Genomic DNA, 14,704 nt, shown 5'->3' on the forward strand with positions numbered 1-14,704 from the left:
TTTTTATCCTTTCGCCATCTTAAAATCCTGGGGAATCGTGTGGCAACACCGCTTTTATGTCGATTGGAGGGAGCAATGCCTTCAAAAGCAATTTCAAAAACGTGCTGCGGGGTAACGCTACGAACGGGACCAAAACGGTCCAAGGTATTTTTCTTGATCCAGGCATCCACTTGGCGAAATTCTTTGTCCGTTAACCCTGAGTAGGCTTTGGCAAAGGTGACCAGTTCCTTTTCTCCTGCTTCGTTTTTGTCCCAGAGGGCAAAGGTGTAATCGGTAAAGAGATTACTTCGACGGCCGTGACCCCGCATGGCATAGGTGAGCACGGCATCAATGGTGAGCGGGTCGACCTTCCATTTCCACCAATCCCCTTTTTTTCTTCCTACTTGATAGGTGGAGTCATTTTTTTTGAGCATCAGGCCCTCACTGTGTTTTTCTCTGGACAATTTCTTTTCCTCTGCAACATCGTCCCAAGAATCAAATTGCATCCGTTCGGATAGAAGCAAGGGTAATTCGTTTTGCAAAGTTTCGCTTCTACTCCGCTCAGCGACCCGATGATTGAGCGTAGTCGAAATCAAAGATTCGAGAATCTGTCTTCGCTCCAAATAGGTTTTGTTCCTAATATCTTTTCCTTGCCATTCCAATAGGTCATAGACCTTCAGCTTGACAGGAATTTTTTCCAAAAGTGATTTTGAAATATTTTTTCGGCCTATTCTCGTTTGGAGGTCTTTAAAAGTGCCGATTTCTCCTTTTGGGTAGGGGAGCAATTCCCCGTCCAACACGGTTCCATTGGGAATAACACCTACAAATGCTTCGAACTCTGGATACTTGTCCGTAACAAGTTCTTCGCCGCGGCTCCAAACAAAAATTTCATCATTTCTTAGGATGACCTGTGAGCGAATTCCGTCCCATTTGTGCTCCGCCGACCATTCCGAAACATCGCCCAAATCAGAAACATCATCTTCAACAGCATACGCCAAAAAGAAAGGGTAGGGCTTGGAGAGGTAGTCGCTCTCTTTTTCCTCCAATAAAAGGTCTTGAAAGCTGATTTCGTTCGGGTCCCAATTGCCCATTAATTTATAGGCGAGAATATCCTCTTCGATACCCGTAGCCTTGGAAAGTGCCCTGGTCATTAATTTTTGACTCACCCCAATCCTAAAGCTACCCGTGATTAGTTTGTTGAAGACAAAACGCTCGTAGTAATCCAATACGGACCAATGCTGAAACAGGTATTTCTTTTTTTCTTCCTCTGATTTTTGCTTCAATGCGATCATCTCCTGCAAAAAGGCCGTCAGTGATTTTTCGGTTCCCTTTTCTGATGATGGGACAACCAAAGCGATGGTCTCGGCTAGATCACCTACAATATGATAGCTTTCCTCAAAAAGCCACATGGGGATATTGGAAAGTTCAGCAGCCCAAGTGCGCAGCAATGTCGTGTTCACGGGGCGTGGCGGTCTTCTGTGGGATAGGATGGCGATGGTCCACACTTTATCCTCATCGTTTGCTGCTTTGAAATATTGGGAGAGTGCCTCTACCTTTACGTTGGTTTTGTTGGTGCCGTCCAAGGTTTTTATGAGTTGGGCAAACTGCTTCATTCCGCTTCCGATTTTTCCTGTTCGTTGGCATTGATTTCAGATAGTTCGCCTTCGTATTGTGTAGCTTCAGTTCGGGCATCGTAGCCCAGTTCCATCAAATATTTGGAGAAAATATCGGTGTAGCCATGGGTGCAGATTATTTTTTCCGCTCCCGTAGCTTTCACCGTCTCCAATAACCCTTTCCAATCACAATGGTCGCTTAGCACAAAACCTTTATCTATGGCTCTACGCCTACGTGCACCTCTAAAAGCCATCCAACCACTCGCGGTCGCAGTGACATACGGCACCATTTTTTTGATCCATGGGCTTCCGTGGGCACTGGGCGGGGCAACCACAATATTGCCCAAAATCTCGTCTTTCTTGGTTTCTTTAGTAATCAGATGGGTTGGTGGGAGATTGGTCAGGGGTCGGAGCACCTCCGTCATGTTTTCCACGGCACCATGGGTGTAGATTTTCCCAATAGAAGTATCCAAATGTTTGATAAGACGTTGTGCCTTGCCCAGTGAGTACCCAAAAAGTACGGAGGTTTTTCCTTCCGATTGGTTCTGTGCCCACCATTGGTTGATGTCATTGAAAACTTCTTGTTGCGGTCGCCACCGAAAAGCTGGCAATCCAAAAGTGCATTCGGTAATGAAGGTGTTGCATTTTATAAGCTCAAAAGGCGTGGTTAGCCCGTCATCTTCAATTTTATAATCACCTGTGAATACCCAGACCTCACCTTTATGTTCTACCCGTATTTGTGAAGAGCCCACAATGTGCCCTGCAGGATGCAAGCTAAATTTCACATTATTGACCGTGAACGTTTCGCCCCAATCTTTTCCAGAAATGTTGACTTCGCCAAGCCGATGCTGTACTATGGGAACGTTGAGATGGTGGGTAATATAGTTTTTATGCCCCCATCTACTGTGATCGGCATGGCCGTGCGATATAATGGCCTTGTCCACGGGTTTCCAGGGGTCCAAATAAACATCTGCCTTTTTGCAATAGATTCCTTTGGAGGTAAATTCGAGCAAAGGTGTTTTCATAGCAGTGGTAAATTACAAATTTCTTTTGGTGCCCTTTTTAATATTTAAATCTCTTTTAAAGATTTATATTTGTGCCACAAATTTTGAGATATGCCGATTTTAGATCTTTACGAGCACGGAGACCATAGGAAAAACTTGGCCCATTTTGCCACATTGGCAAGTTTGGCGGCAGTGGATGGTGAAATCAATCCGAAAGAGATGGCCATTTTGGAAAAATTTGCCTTCAAACTGAATATCAGCGAAGATGAATTTAAGGTGGTGATGAAGAAGGAGAACAAGTACCCCATAGAGACTCCGCACAGTGGCGAGCAAAGGTATAAAAGGCTATTTGAGTTTTTTCAGATGATTTTCTCCGATCATGACATCGATGACGAGGAGCGCAGAATTGTTGAAAAATATGCCATTGGACTTGGTTTTTCGCCAAAATCCGCTGCTGAGATTATCGACAAATCCATTAAGATCTTTACAGGAAGAATCCCATTTGAGGATTATCACGAATTGGTGAAAAGGAAGAGCTAGGCCCTTGCCATAAATTCTTCCGCCTTTTCCACCATTTTTTTGCTTCCGCAGAAAAAAGGAACCCGTTCATGCAGTTCGGTTGGCTGTATATCCATGATGCGTTGGTATCCATTGCTTGCTTTGCCATTGGCCTGTTCTGCCAAAAATGCCATGGGATTGCACTCGTACAACAACCTTAGCTTACCGTTTTGGGCCTTGCTGCTTTTCGGATACATATAAATGCCTCCTTTGATCATGTTTCGGTGAAAATCGGAAACCAGCGAACCAATGTAACGTGAAGTGTACGGTCTATCCCCTTCTTCCATTTGGCAATACTTAATGTAATCCTTCACTCCTTGCGGAAAATGGATGTAGTTTCCTTCATTGACCGAGTAAATCTGACCCGTTTCTGGAAATTGCATATTGGGATGTGATAGATAAAAGGTTCCCAAAGCCGGATTCAAAGTAAATCCGTTCACGCCATCGCCCGTTGTATAGACGAGCATGGTAGATGTACCATAAATGATATAGCCCGCGGCAATCTGGTTTTTTCCGGGTTGAAGAAAATCTTCCAAAGTAACGGGTGTCCCAACAGGTGTTACCCTCCTGTAAATGGAAAAAATGGTTCCTACGGAAACGTTCACGTCAATGTTGGAAGAACCGTCCAAAGGGTCTATCAAAACCACATACTTGTTCTGGTGCTGTTTGTCAAAACTATTGATGCTGATAAAATCATCTTCTTCTTCGGAGGCGATTCCACATACGATTTCCCGGTTTTTTAGGGTTTGAATAAATTTGTCGTTGGCAAGAACATCCAGTTTTTGTTGGTTTTCCCCTTGGATATTGGTATCCCCTGCCGCCCCGATAATGTCCACCAGGCCTGCTTTGTTCACCTCATGGTTCACTACTTTTGCGGCCAGTCGAATGCCGTTCAGTAATCTCGATAGTTCCCCGGAAGTGTATTGAAAAGAATTTTGATTGGCGATTATAAATTCACCGAGTGTGCGATGCTGCTTCTCAAACATGGAAGTACTGTTTTATTTATGGACAAATATCGGGCATTTTGTGAAACTACAACGTTTTCGAAAGAGCTTAATTATGTAATTTTATAACTTTGAGTTTTATTTGTAACAATTATGGAATATACAATCAGAGATGCCCGACCGGAGGACATGGAACAAGTGCTTAGCTTGGTCCAAGAACTGGCCAATTATGAAAAAGAACCGGATGCCGTTGAAATTACCAAGGAAGACTTGGTGAAGCATGGTTTTGGCGATCAAAGGATGTTCCATTGTTTTGTTGCCGATACCCAAGATGGCATTGCAGGCATTGCCTTGGTCTATCCTAGATATTCAACTTGGAAAGGGCCGGCGATTCATTTGGAAGATTTGATCGTATTGGAAAGAATGCGCGGAAGTGGTCTGGGAACAGCTTTGTTGGATGAGGTTGTAAAGTATGGGAACAGTCTTGGTGTAAAAAGGATTTGTTGGGAAGTTCTGGATTGGAACGAGCCCGCCATTCAGTTTTATGAAAAAAAGGGAGCCCATGTACTTAGGGATTGGGATGTGGTACAATTGGACGAGAAAGGAATCAAAAATTATATAGAAAGTCTAAACTAGACTTTGTAATCAAAGAATATGAAAATACATGAGGGTATTTAAGTTTGGAGGAGCATCGGTTAAGGATGCAGATGCAGTAAAGAATGTGGTGAACGTTTTACAGGAGGTAGGTTATGCTGATACTTTGCTGGTGATATCCGCCATGGGCAAAACTACCAATGCCATGGAAAAGGTGGTGGAATCCTATTTTAATGATAAGGATGACGTAAACGCATCAATTCAAGAGGTTGTGGATTACCATAATGGAATTTTGTCCGACCTTTTTCAAAACCCGAGTCATCCCGTTTATGCCAAGGTGAAAGTCCTTTTTGAAGAGGTAAAGGGTTTTTTGGCTTGGAACAAATCCCCCAAGTATGCTTTTGTTTACGACCAAGTGGTTTGCTACGGGGAATTATTGTCGACCACCATAGTAAGTGCATACTTGAATGAAATAGGTATTTCCAATGAATGGTTGGATGTGAGAACGCTTATCAAGACGGATAACAGCAACAGGGATGCTCAAGTAAATTGGGAACGAACCCAACAAGAAGTACAGTCTCGTGTAGATGTTTCCAAATTGAACATTACCCAAGGTTTTTTGGGAAGCGACGACAACAACTTTACCACAACCCTTGGTAGAGAGGGTTCGGATTATTCAGCGGCCATCTTGGCGTATTGCCTCAATGCGGAATCGGTGACCATTTGGAAGGACGTTCCCGGAGTATTGAACGCCGACCCCAGAAACTTTGAGAATGCCCAATTGTTGGATAAAATATCCTACCGTGAGGCCATTGAGCTTGCATTTTACGGAGCATCCGTAATCCACCCGAAAACTCTGCAGCCTTTACAGCGCAAGGAGATTCCCTTAAAGGTAAAATCCTTCGTCAACCCTACGGACAAGGGAACCACAGTAGGAAAGGGCAATGGTATTGAACCAAAAGTCCCTTGTTTTATCGTGAAGAAGAATCAGGTGTTACTGAAATTATCCTCACTGGACTTTTCGTTCATAGTCGAGGACAACATCAGCGAAATATTCAAACTGTTTCACGACCACAGGCTCAAGGTGGACCTTATCCAGAATTCCGCCATTAGTTTTTCCGTCTGTTTGGACAATAAGTTCAGGGGACTTCAACCTTTGTTGGAAGAACTTAAGCGGAAATTTAAAGTGGTTTGCCACGAGGACGTTTCACTCTATACCATTCGCCATTTTAATGATGATTCGGTCAAATCGCTTCAAAACGGGAAATCCGTTTTGGTGGAGCAAAGGGGCAAGGAAACTGTGCAACTTGTTGTAAAATAAAGGTTTCCGCCGAATATTTAGGTAAAAAGTGCTATAGGGTTTATTTTCTATCTTTACACGTACCTAAATACATTTTCTATGGGCTTGGTTTCTGCTAAAGAGGTGGCGAAAGTCATCCATCTGGACAAATATGGCTTTTTGGGCACTTTTGTAGGATGGCTTTTAATGGTGGCTACCAGGATTAGTACCATCAATAGATTTTACGATAAGAATAAAGACCTTTCCGGTCCAGAATTCCTGGATGCCATTTTAGATCACTACGAAATCGATTTTGACATTCCCGAGGAGGATATCAAACGTTTGCCGAAATCCGGGCCTTACATTACGATCAGTAATCACCCCTTAGGAGGTATTGATGGAGTTTTGTTGCTCAAATTATTGCTGAACGAGCGACCCGATTATAAAATAATCGCCAACTTTTTATTGCACCGTATAGAGCCGTTGAAACCCTATATTATGCCCGTGAACCCTTTTGAAGGACATAAGGATGCTAAGAGCAGTATCGTTGGTTTCAAGAATGCGTTGCAGCATCTTCGGGATGGTCATCCGTTGGGTATTTTCCCTGCGGGAGAGGTATCTACCTACCGTGACGGAAAATTGGTCGTGGACCGACCTTGGGAAGAAGCTGCCATCAAATTGATACGAAAGGCCGAAGTTCCGGTGGTGCCCATTTATTTTCATGCCAAAAATAGCCGCTTGTTTTATCGATTGTCAAAAATCGATGATGTGTTCCGAACGGCAAAATTGCCTTCTGAGCTTACCTCGCAAAGCCGACGTCCCATCAAGGTAAGGATAGGGCAACCTATATCGGTAAACACACAGAACGAGGAGGAAACTTTGGAAGGTTTTGCGGAACTGCTCCGAAAAAAGACTTATTTATTGGCCAATGTTTTTGAAAAAGAACGGTTTTTGGACAAAGTGCCGACCTCTCTAAAAATTCCAAAACCGCCCAAGAAAATTGCCACTGCGATTAGTGCAAAGGTGCTGGAAGGTGAGATTGAAAAGCTGAGGGAAAAGGATTGCCGTATGCTGCAGAGCAAAAACTACGAGGTGTTCCTTGCACAGGCCCAGGATATGCCCTTTTGCCTAAATGAAATAGGCCGCCAGCGGGAAGTGACGTTCCGTGAAGTGGGGGAGGGGACAAACAACGCCATCGACCTTGACAAGTTCGATTCTTATTACCATCATTTGTTCTTGTGGGACGATGATTCCAAGGCCATCGTGGGAGCCTATCGAATGGGATTGGGGTCGGAAATCTTCAAAAAATACGGTATTGATGGTTTTTACCTTCAGGACCTTTTCCGTTTTGAGCCCGAACTGTATGGAATGATGGAGAAATCCATCGAAATGGGCCGTGCCTATATCATAAAGGAATATCAGCAAAAACCTATGCCCCTGTTCTTGCTTTGGAAGGGGATTGTACATACCACGTTAAGGCACCCAGAGCACCGATATTTGATTGGTGGGGTGAGTATCAGCAACCAATTTTCCAATTTCTCCAAATCGTTGATGATCGAGTTTATGAAATCCAATTATTGGGACCCCTACGTGGCACAATATATCCGGCCTAAAAAAGAGTTCAAGGTAAAGTTGAAGGATGCCGACAAGGAATTTGTATTTGACGAAACGCAGGCTGATCTGAACAAGTTCGATAAATTAATCAGTGAAGTGGAACCAGGAAGTTTGCGATTGCCCGTTTTGATCAAAAAATACATCAAGCAAAATGCAAAAGTTGTGGCCTTCAACGTTGACCCCTTGTTCAATAATTCGGTGGACGGTTTAATGTACATCAGAATAGCAGATTTGCCCGAAAGCACCGTAAAGCCCGTTATGGAAGAGTTCCAAGCAGAACTGGAACGCAAAGTGGCCGAAGGCAATGGAACTATTGAGGAGGACTAATCCGTTCCGATAGTAGGGCTGCGTTTTTCAAAAAGGAGGTTGTCTTTCCAAACCCCGTGGATCTTACCAACACGTTCGCGTTTGCCAATATATCGGAACCCTACTTTTTCATGTAGTTTTATGCTTGCCATGTTCTCAGGGAATATGCCAGATTGTATGGTCCAATAGCCAGCCTTTTCACTTTCTTCGATCAAGTGTTGCATCAGTAGTTTACCGACACCTTTGCCGCGACTTTTGTCCGAAATATAGACGCTCACCTCGCCGACCCCGCCATATACGCAACGACTGGATACCGGGGAAAGTGCTGCCCATCCCAAAATTTCACCATCGTTTTCAGCGACCAAGCGGCATTCCTTGATGTGGGCCCTGTCCCAATCTTCATACTTGGGAACTTGGGTCTCGAAAGTGGCAAATCCTGTAGAAATACCTTCAAGATATATTCTGGAAACATGCTCCCAATCTGAGGGGGCCATACTTCTGATAACCATATTTTATTTGGGTATTTATTGTAATATTACGATGAACAAATATTAAAAAAAAGCCGGATTATGTCCGGCTTTTAAAAAGTTATTATAAGCTTTTGAACCAATCTTGAAAATATTCTCCTACCAAGAATACGGGTTTATGGCTGGCGTTAATGGAACCAATCAAACTAACGATCCAAAGAACTACCCCCAATAACCATCCGATAAGGTTTACGAAAGGAATAAAAGAGGTCACAATTAGGAGAAGGAAAATACCTAGCGTTTGCCTTATGTAAAAGGAACCGATTTCCGTTTTGTTACTACTGTTCATTATAATCGCAATGATCCACCCAATAAAAGTTAAGTGGGCAATAATGGCCACTGTTTTTCCACTTTCAGGATTTGCAGGGTCAAATGCTTTGTTTACATCCTCCTTGAAATCTTTAGCAGCTTCTTCGGCCCTGTCTCCAAAGTCTTTTTTTTCTTCTGACATGTTTATTTAATGTGTTGGTTAATGAAGGTTAAATGTAGCAAATAATTCAATAGCTACAGAAATGCTTTATCAACAGGTTCCCACAGTTCCAACTTGTTTCCTTCAGGATCCAATATCCAACCAAATTTTCCGTATTCGTACTCCTCGATTTCCCCTACCACCGTGACTCCTTCTTTTTTCAGGACTTCAAGCAGTTTTACCAAGTTTTCCACTCTAAAGTTCATCATGAATTGTTTCTCGCTCGGTTTAAAGTATTCGGTTTTTTCGTCCATTGGACTCCATTGGGTGGAACAATCGTTGCCATCCTTGTCCTTCCACCAAAAGGTATAGCCATATCGGTCAGTATTTAGTCCCAGATGATTTTTGTACCATTCCTTAATGCCATCGGGATCTTTGCTTTTAAAGAAAAAGCCCCCTAATCCGGTCACTCTATTTTTCATTTTTTTGCTTGTTAAATTTTGTTGGTTTATTAGACATCCATCATTTTGGCATTTCTATTTTCGTTGGAGTATCAAGGAAGATAGCAGCGTGACTATACATCCAATAATAAAGACCGTTGCCGACATGATGGTAAACGATACAAATGGATTGGAAAACTGTTCGCGCTCCGCTTCCAGTTGCGCCAATTGCGCATCCAATTCGGCAGCGGGGAGGTTTGCTCTCATGGTTTCGACTACTTCACCGTAATAGTCATCCATAAAATCCGGATTCAGCACTTCGGTGTACAGCACGTCCAATAGGCCAAAGGTCAAGGCCGTGATCAAACTGATCAAGATACCGATGGTCAGGGCTTTTTTGAAACTTACCTTTCCGTCGTTTTCTTTGTCCCTAAAATGTCTGATACCAAAATACACAAAGCTGAGTGATACCACTATGGAGACATACCCCATGACCTCTTGTGTGGACATGGGCAGGTGGTCCAAAACGAACCAACTGATCATAAAAAGGACACAAATTGTAATGGCACCATAGGCACCAAACCTTAAAACTGTTTTTTTCATTTCAATTGATTAAGAATTGAACCAAAAGTAGCTCTGGCGGTATTTTTGCCACTCATACTAAAGTACCAAAAACACCATTTACTTGATAAAAAATGATTAAACCGGAAGAATGTGAAGGTCTTTTGCCTTTTGAATGGCCTGGGTCCTACGTTTGGAGTCGAGTTTTACCAAAAGATTGGATACATGGGTCTTTATCGTGCTTTCGGATAAAAAAAGGACATCTGCTATTTCTTTGTTGGAAAACCCTTTTGAAATTTGGACCAAAACTTCGTATTCCCTTTTACTGATGCCCAATTCCTCTATTTTTTGATGGTCTATGAAGTCGATTTTTTCTTTTTTCAGCGATTTCTTGTTAATGTAGATACCAACGATAAAGAAGACAATCGCAACGGTCCCGATTGCAATTTCTATGGAAATATTACCGGATAGATAGGTATACTCGCTCAACTTGAAGAGCAGCAACAAGGCGACTATTAGTGCCGAAAAAACAAAAACGGTCTTTTTCACCCATTAAAATTAGGAAAATCTTGCTTTGACTTTATCTACAATGGTCTGGGCCAGTTTTTCCTTGCTCTCTACAGTCCATCCTGCAACATGGGGCGTAAGCAATACATTTTTGGCCTTGCGCAGGTATTTGAAAGCCTTAGGTTTTTGGGCGAACATATTTTCAAAGGATTTTTTCTCGTATTCCAGCACATCCAATCCAGCACCGAGCACTTTTCCCGATTTTAAGACTTCCACCAAATCATCGGTCACCACACATTTTCCACGGGCGGTGTTCAACAACCAAAAAGGTTTGTGGAACTTTCCGATAAATTCGGAGTTGATCATCCCCATGGTCTGCTCGGTCTGCGGAACGTGCAAACTGACCACGTCCGAGCGTTGTTGGAATTCCATGATTCCTACCTGACGGGCATTTTCGTCACCGACACCACCTATGATATCATAACAAATGACCTCTACATCAAACCCCCGCAATTTTTTGGCGAAGGATTTTCCCATGTTTCCGTAGCCTATGATCCCAACGGTCTTGCCATCCAGTTCAACTCCTCTGTTCTGTTCACGTTTCCACTTGCCTTTTCGCACTTGACGGTCGGCCCTGCCCATGTGGTTCATTAAGGAAAGCAACATGCCCAAGGTATGTTCACCTACGGCATTTCTGTTACCTTCGGGTGCGGATGCCAAAAAAACTTCCTTGTATTTGGCGTATTCAATATCGATGTTTTCCAGTCCGGCGCCCACTCTTCCTATAAATTTTAGGTTGGCGGCTTTTTCCAAAAATTGTCGGTCTATGGTAAACCTGCTTCGGATAATGATTCCATCGTAGTCGTGGATTTTCTTTTCCACTTCTTCTTTGGTTGAGGTATAGTCTTCGTGGTTTTCAAACCCAAGCTCGGCAAATTGCTCAATAAGCAGGGAATGATTGGTGTCTAGGTGGAGAACTTTCATAGGGGCAAATATACAACTCCTAGATTTTTGGATAGTGGGTCTGCGTTTTTTCATCAAGCACATTGCCTGTATGTGCCGTGCTCATTTTTTCAAAAAGAAGCACATGTACCTCTTCGTCATTTTTGGTCATGGGATTGTGCTCTACGCCTTTGGGTACTACTATGATTTCGCCTTCTTTCACTTCTTCGGTCCTGTCCCTAAATTGCATGTAGAGGGTTCCTTTGATGACCTGAAAAAGTTCATCCTCGTTTTCATGGGCATGCCAAACAAACTCTCCCTGAAGTTTGGCCAGAAGGACTTGCATATCGTCCACCACGGCAATTTGATGTGGATGCCATTGTTTTGTGAACTCTGCGTGTTTTTGTTTTAGGTTGATGGGTTTCATTGTGATGGATTAAATTCCCAAGATTATCTTGGCTATCGAAAAATAGATAAGGATTCCAAAAATATCGTTGCTTGTGGTAATAAAAGGACCAGTGGCAATGGCGGGGTCAATGTTTCTTTTATGGAGAAACAATGGGACAAAAGTACCTATGAAGCCTGCCACAACAATTACTACGATCAAGGAGAGTGAAATGGCCAGAGCCGTGGCAAAGGTACCTTTCCACACCCAGGTAAAGAACAAAAGTAAAATGGCAAGTATCAAGCCGTTCAATAGGGCCAATAACATTTCCTTTAATAAATGGTTCCTAACACTGCCTTTTAGATCATCGTTCGCAAGGCCTTGCACTACAATGGCACTGGATTGCACACCCACGTTTCCCGCCATTGCAGCAATAAGTGGAGTGAAAAAGAACAATATGGCGTGTTTGGAAATCATATCTTCAAAGGTGCCCATGATCGCTGCAGCGCCCAGTCCTCCTAAAAGACCAAGTATCAGCCATGGGAGTCGTGCGCGTGTTAGTATCCAAATACTATCGCTTACCTCAACATCTTGTGAGATACCTGCTGCCATTTGGTAATCCTTGTCGGCTTCCTCACGGATTACATCCACAATGTCATCGATGGTGATACGGCCCACTAAGCGTCCTATTTCGTCTATCACGGGAATGGCCTCCAAGTCGTACTTGGACATGATTCTGGCTACTTCCTCACCTCGTTCGTTGACGTTGACCGAATCCACTTTTGGAATGTAAATATCCTTTATATGGCTTTTGGTAGAGGCGGTAAGCAAATCTTTAAGGGATAGTCGGCCCTTTAGCTTGCCCTCGTCATCCACTACGTAAATGGAATGCACCCGGGTCACATTTTCCGCTTGGGCACGCATCTCCTTGACGCAGGTGGTCACGGTCCAATTTTCGTTCACCTTTACGAGCTCTTTTGCCATGAGACCCCCAGCGGAATCCTCTTCGTAGCGCAAAAGGTCCACAATGTCCTTGGCGTGTTCACGGTCCTCGATTTCAGAGATAACCTCCTGAACAAGTTCTTTCGGGAGTTCGTTGATGATATCCGCAGCATCATCGGTATCCAGTTCTGAGAGCTCAACCGCGATTTCCTTGGCGGTAAGGTTTTTAAGTACCGCCTCACGGATGTCTTCGTGCATTTCAGCAAGAATGTCCGAGGTTTTTTCACTATCCAGAAGTTTGATCAAATAGGTCGCCTCTTCCACCTCCATTTCGTCCGCTATCTCCGCAATATCGGCATAGTGGAACTCCTTCATCATGGATTGAAGCTCGGCGTCCTTATTCTCGGCGATCAGTTGCCTGATTTCTTCTAAAAGTTCTTCTGTGAGTTTAAACGGGGTCATCGGCTATCTTCTGTGTCAACGTTACAAAGTCAGCTACGCTTAACTGTTCGGGGCGTTGGTCAAAGATAGCATCTTCTTTTAGATTATCGGAAAGGTTGAAGGTTTTAAGACTGTTACGAATGGTTTTTCGTCTTTGGTTAAACGATGATTTCACCACTTTAAAGAAAAGACGTTCATCACAAGGAAGTTTGAGTTCTTTTTTACGGGTCAATCGGAGCACACCGGAATCCACCTTTGGTGGAGGATCAAATACTCCGGGCGGAACGGTGAACAAATATTCCGCATCATAATACGCTTGGACCAATACAGAAAGGATTCCGTAGGTTTTGTTCCCTGGTCCTTCGCAAATACGTTTGGCCACTTCTTTTTGGAACATTCCGGAAAACTCGGGTACCTGGTGCCGCATTTCCAGCATTTTAAAAACTATCTGACTGGAAATGTTGTAGGGAAAGTTGCCGGTAATTGCAAATTCCTCTTCACCATAAAGCTCGGTAAGGTCAAATCTTAGGAAGTCCGCCTCTATAATGTTGAGCCGCTTGTTTTGTTTCAAAATTGCGGCGTGTTCCAATGGAAAACTGTGGTTGAGGTAGACGATGGATTCTTCGTCCAGGTCCATGGCCACCAGATCAAGATCACGTTGCAATAGGTGTTTGGTGAGCACCCCCATGCCAGGGCCTATTTCCAACACATTTTTGTATCCTTTCAGCGATAAGGTCTGGGCAATTTTTTCAGCTACGGATTCATCTTTAAGAAAATGCTGCCCTAAATGTTTCTTTGCTTTTACCGCGCCATCGTCCTGCGCCGGTCTATGATTGTGCGGGGAACTGTTCGAGTACTTCTTTCGCTTCTTTTTGGACACTACTGGCGGTTTTTTTGCAAGTTAGTTGGAATTTTCGATATAGATCCAAGCCTCATCGCCCGATTCCAATTGGAATTTTTCACGTTTGTAGGCGCTGGTTTCGTAAATATCCGCCTTTTTCAGGTCAGTTTCGTTCACTTCATAGGCCATTCCAGCTACCTTGTCTTCGGGATTATTGGTATTGATGACCAAAGGATACCGACCATACACGGCATTTTCCAGTTTTTTGAAACCCAATGCAGCATCGGCTTTTCCCTTGAGCAGGCGACCAAAAATATATTCCTGTACTTGCAGGTCTTGGAGCGTTCCGTAGGAAAAAAGATATTCCAATGGCTATGGTATTTGTTGACTGATGACTTCCAGTTCGGTTCTAAAGGCCACGAATTTGTTTGGAAACATTTTTTGCGCATCCGCTCGTAAACGCTCAGCGTCCTCTTTGTAATAGGATTCCAAGGTGCCCCTGTCCTGCGTGGTGTATTGAATGGAGTAGGTAATGCCGCCCATGTCTTCTTCCACCAAAACCTTGACCATTTTGGCGTGGGTAAATTTTCCCGTGGCCAGCATATCGGGCAGGTGCTTGTCCTTCATCCACTCCAACCATTGGTCATGGACACTTTCGTCTATATTGATGGTAACGTTGTATATGAGCATGCGCTTCTTTTGTTTGATTGTGGGGTGAAATTACTGTAATTTTTAAAATCAGGTAGTTCTGAGTGTTATTTCTAAATGAAGACCGAAGACTTTCGGTACGATTGAGAAATCTGTCCATAAGATTCCCG

General features: G+C 43.5%; 18 protein-coding genes. 4 read left to right on the top strand and 14 right to left on the bottom strand.

Annotated features, from left to right (window positions below; translation table 11 throughout):
* Together J0656_RS16080 and J0656_RS16085 are read right to left on the bottom strand one after the other, a co-directional pair.
* Nucleotides 1-1,592: ATP-dependent DNA ligase (locus tag J0656_RS16080; protein WP_207035728.1), on the bottom strand; the 1,592-nt coding region annotated here is incomplete at its 3' end.
* Nucleotides 1,589-2,617, bottom strand: a complete 1,029-nt coding sequence (locus J0656_RS16085; RefSeq protein ID WP_207035730.1) for a ligase-associated DNA damage response exonuclease — start codon at nt 2,615-2,617, stop codon at nt 1,589-1,591. The genes J0656_RS16080 and J0656_RS16085, both read right to left, overlap by 4 nt.
* Before the next feature lie 90 nt (nt 2,618-2,707).
* Between J0656_RS16085 and J0656_RS16090 the strand changes: the two genes are divergently transcribed.
* Nucleotides 2,708-3,136, top strand: a complete 429-nt coding sequence (locus J0656_RS16090; RefSeq protein ID WP_207035732.1) for a tellurite resistance TerB family protein — start codon at nt 2,708-2,710, stop codon at nt 3,134-3,136.
* On the opposite strand, the gene fbp is transcribed toward J0656_RS16090, so the two are convergent.
* Nucleotides 3,133-4,140, bottom strand: a complete 1,008-nt coding sequence (fbp, locus tag J0656_RS16095; RefSeq protein WP_207035733.1) for a class 1 fructose-bisphosphatase — start codon at nt 4,138-4,140, stop codon at nt 3,133-3,135. The two genes, J0656_RS16090 and fbp, sit on opposite strands and share 4 nt — an antisense overlap.
* A gap of 111 nt (nt 4,141-4,251) precedes the next feature.
* Here fbp and J0656_RS16100 point away from each other — a divergent pair, with 111 nt between their 5' ends.
* The 3 genes from J0656_RS16100 to J0656_RS16110 all read left to right on the top strand — a co-directional run bounded on the left by J0656_RS16100 (nt 4,252) and on the right by J0656_RS16110 (nt 7,912).
* The gene (locus tag J0656_RS16100) at nt 4,252-4,734 is read left to right on the top strand and encodes a GNAT family N-acetyltransferase (protein ID WP_207035736.1); all 483 of its coding nucleotides are present in this window, start codon (nt 4,252-4,254) and stop codon (nt 4,732-4,734) included.
* A gap of 28 nt (nt 4,735-4,762) precedes the next feature.
* A complete protein-coding gene (locus J0656_RS16105) occupies nt 4,763-6,013 on the top strand; it encodes an aspartate kinase (RefSeq protein WP_207035738.1) in 1,251 nt (416 codons plus the stop codon).
* Between the two features lie 78 nt (nt 6,014-6,091).
* Nucleotides 6,092-7,912 carry a lysophospholipid acyltransferase family protein gene (locus tag J0656_RS16110; RefSeq protein WP_207035740.1) on the top strand — a complete coding sequence of 607 codons (1,821 nt, stop codon included), beginning with the start codon at nt 6,092-6,094 and terminating at the stop codon, nt 7,910-7,912.
* Here J0656_RS16110 and J0656_RS16115 read toward each other — a convergent pair.
* The 11 genes from J0656_RS16115 to J0656_RS16165 all read right to left on the bottom strand — a co-directional run bounded on the left by J0656_RS16115 (nt 7,909) and on the right by J0656_RS16165 (nt 14,576).
* A complete protein-coding gene (locus J0656_RS16115) occupies nt 7,909-8,400 on the bottom strand; it encodes a GNAT family N-acetyltransferase (protein ID WP_207035742.1) in 492 nt (163 codons plus the stop codon). The genes J0656_RS16110 and J0656_RS16115 overlap by 4 nt on opposite strands.
* A gap of 82 nt (nt 8,401-8,482) precedes the next feature.
* Nucleotides 8,483-8,869: a YtxH domain-containing protein gene (locus J0656_RS16120; protein ID WP_207035744.1), complete on the bottom strand. Its 387-nt coding sequence runs from the start codon at nt 8,867-8,869 to the stop codon at nt 8,483-8,485.
* Between the two features lie 53 nt (nt 8,870-8,922).
* Complete coding sequence (locus J0656_RS16125) at nt 8,923-9,309, bottom strand: VOC family protein (protein ID WP_207035746.1); 387 nt, start codon at nt 9,307-9,309, stop codon at nt 8,923-8,925.
* 54 nt (nt 9,310-9,363) lie between these two features.
* Entirely contained in the window at nt 9,364-9,870 is a 507-nt protein-coding gene (locus J0656_RS16130; RefSeq protein ID WP_207035748.1) for a DUF4199 domain-containing protein, read from the bottom strand.
* 96 nt (nt 9,871-9,966) lie between these two features.
* Nucleotides 9,967-10,377, bottom strand: coding sequence for a response regulator transcription factor (locus tag J0656_RS20365; protein ID WP_207035750.1), 411 nt, complete (start codon nt 10,375-10,377; stop codon nt 9,967-9,969).
* 9 nt (nt 10,378-10,386) lie between these two features.
* The gene (locus J0656_RS16140) at nt 10,387-11,319 is read right to left on the bottom strand and encodes a 2-hydroxyacid dehydrogenase (protein WP_207035752.1); all 933 of its coding nucleotides are present in this window, start codon (nt 11,317-11,319) and stop codon (nt 10,387-10,389) included.
* 19 nt (nt 11,320-11,338) lie between these two features.
* Nucleotides 11,339-11,704, bottom strand: coding sequence for a cupin domain-containing protein (locus tag J0656_RS16145; RefSeq protein WP_207035753.1), 366 nt, complete (start codon nt 11,702-11,704; stop codon nt 11,339-11,341).
* Nucleotides 11,705-11,713: 9 nt separating this feature from the next.
* Nucleotides 11,714-13,066 (bottom strand): magnesium transporter, encoded by a 1,353-nt coding sequence (gene mgtE / locus J0656_RS16150; RefSeq protein ID WP_207035755.1) that lies wholly within the window; start codon nt 13,064-13,066, stop codon nt 11,714-11,716.
* Nucleotides 13,053-13,925 carry a 16S rRNA (adenine(1518)-N(6)/adenine(1519)-N(6))-dimethyltransferase RsmA gene (gene rsmA / locus J0656_RS16155; RefSeq protein WP_207035757.1) on the bottom strand — a complete coding sequence of 291 codons (873 nt, stop codon included), beginning with the start codon at nt 13,923-13,925 and terminating at the stop codon, nt 13,053-13,055. Before rsmA ends, mgtE begins: the two co-directional genes overlap by 14 nt.
* A 21-nt stretch (nt 13,926-13,946) precedes the next feature.
* Entirely contained in the window at nt 13,947-14,255 is a 309-nt protein-coding gene (locus J0656_RS16160; RefSeq protein ID WP_207035759.1) for a gamma-glutamylcyclotransferase family protein, read from the bottom strand.
* Between the two features lie 3 nt (nt 14,256-14,258).
* On the bottom strand, nt 14,259-14,576 hold the full coding sequence (locus J0656_RS16165; protein WP_207035761.1) for a DUF4286 family protein: 318 nt from the start codon (nt 14,574-14,576) through the stop codon (nt 14,259-14,261).
* Between the last annotated feature and the right edge of the window lie 128 nt (nt 14,577-14,704).

It is taken from the genome of Flagellimonas aurea (genome assembly GCF_017313785.1).
Lineage (GTDB): Bacteria > Bacteroidota > Bacteroidia > Flavobacteriales > Flavobacteriaceae > Flagellimonas > Flagellimonas aurea.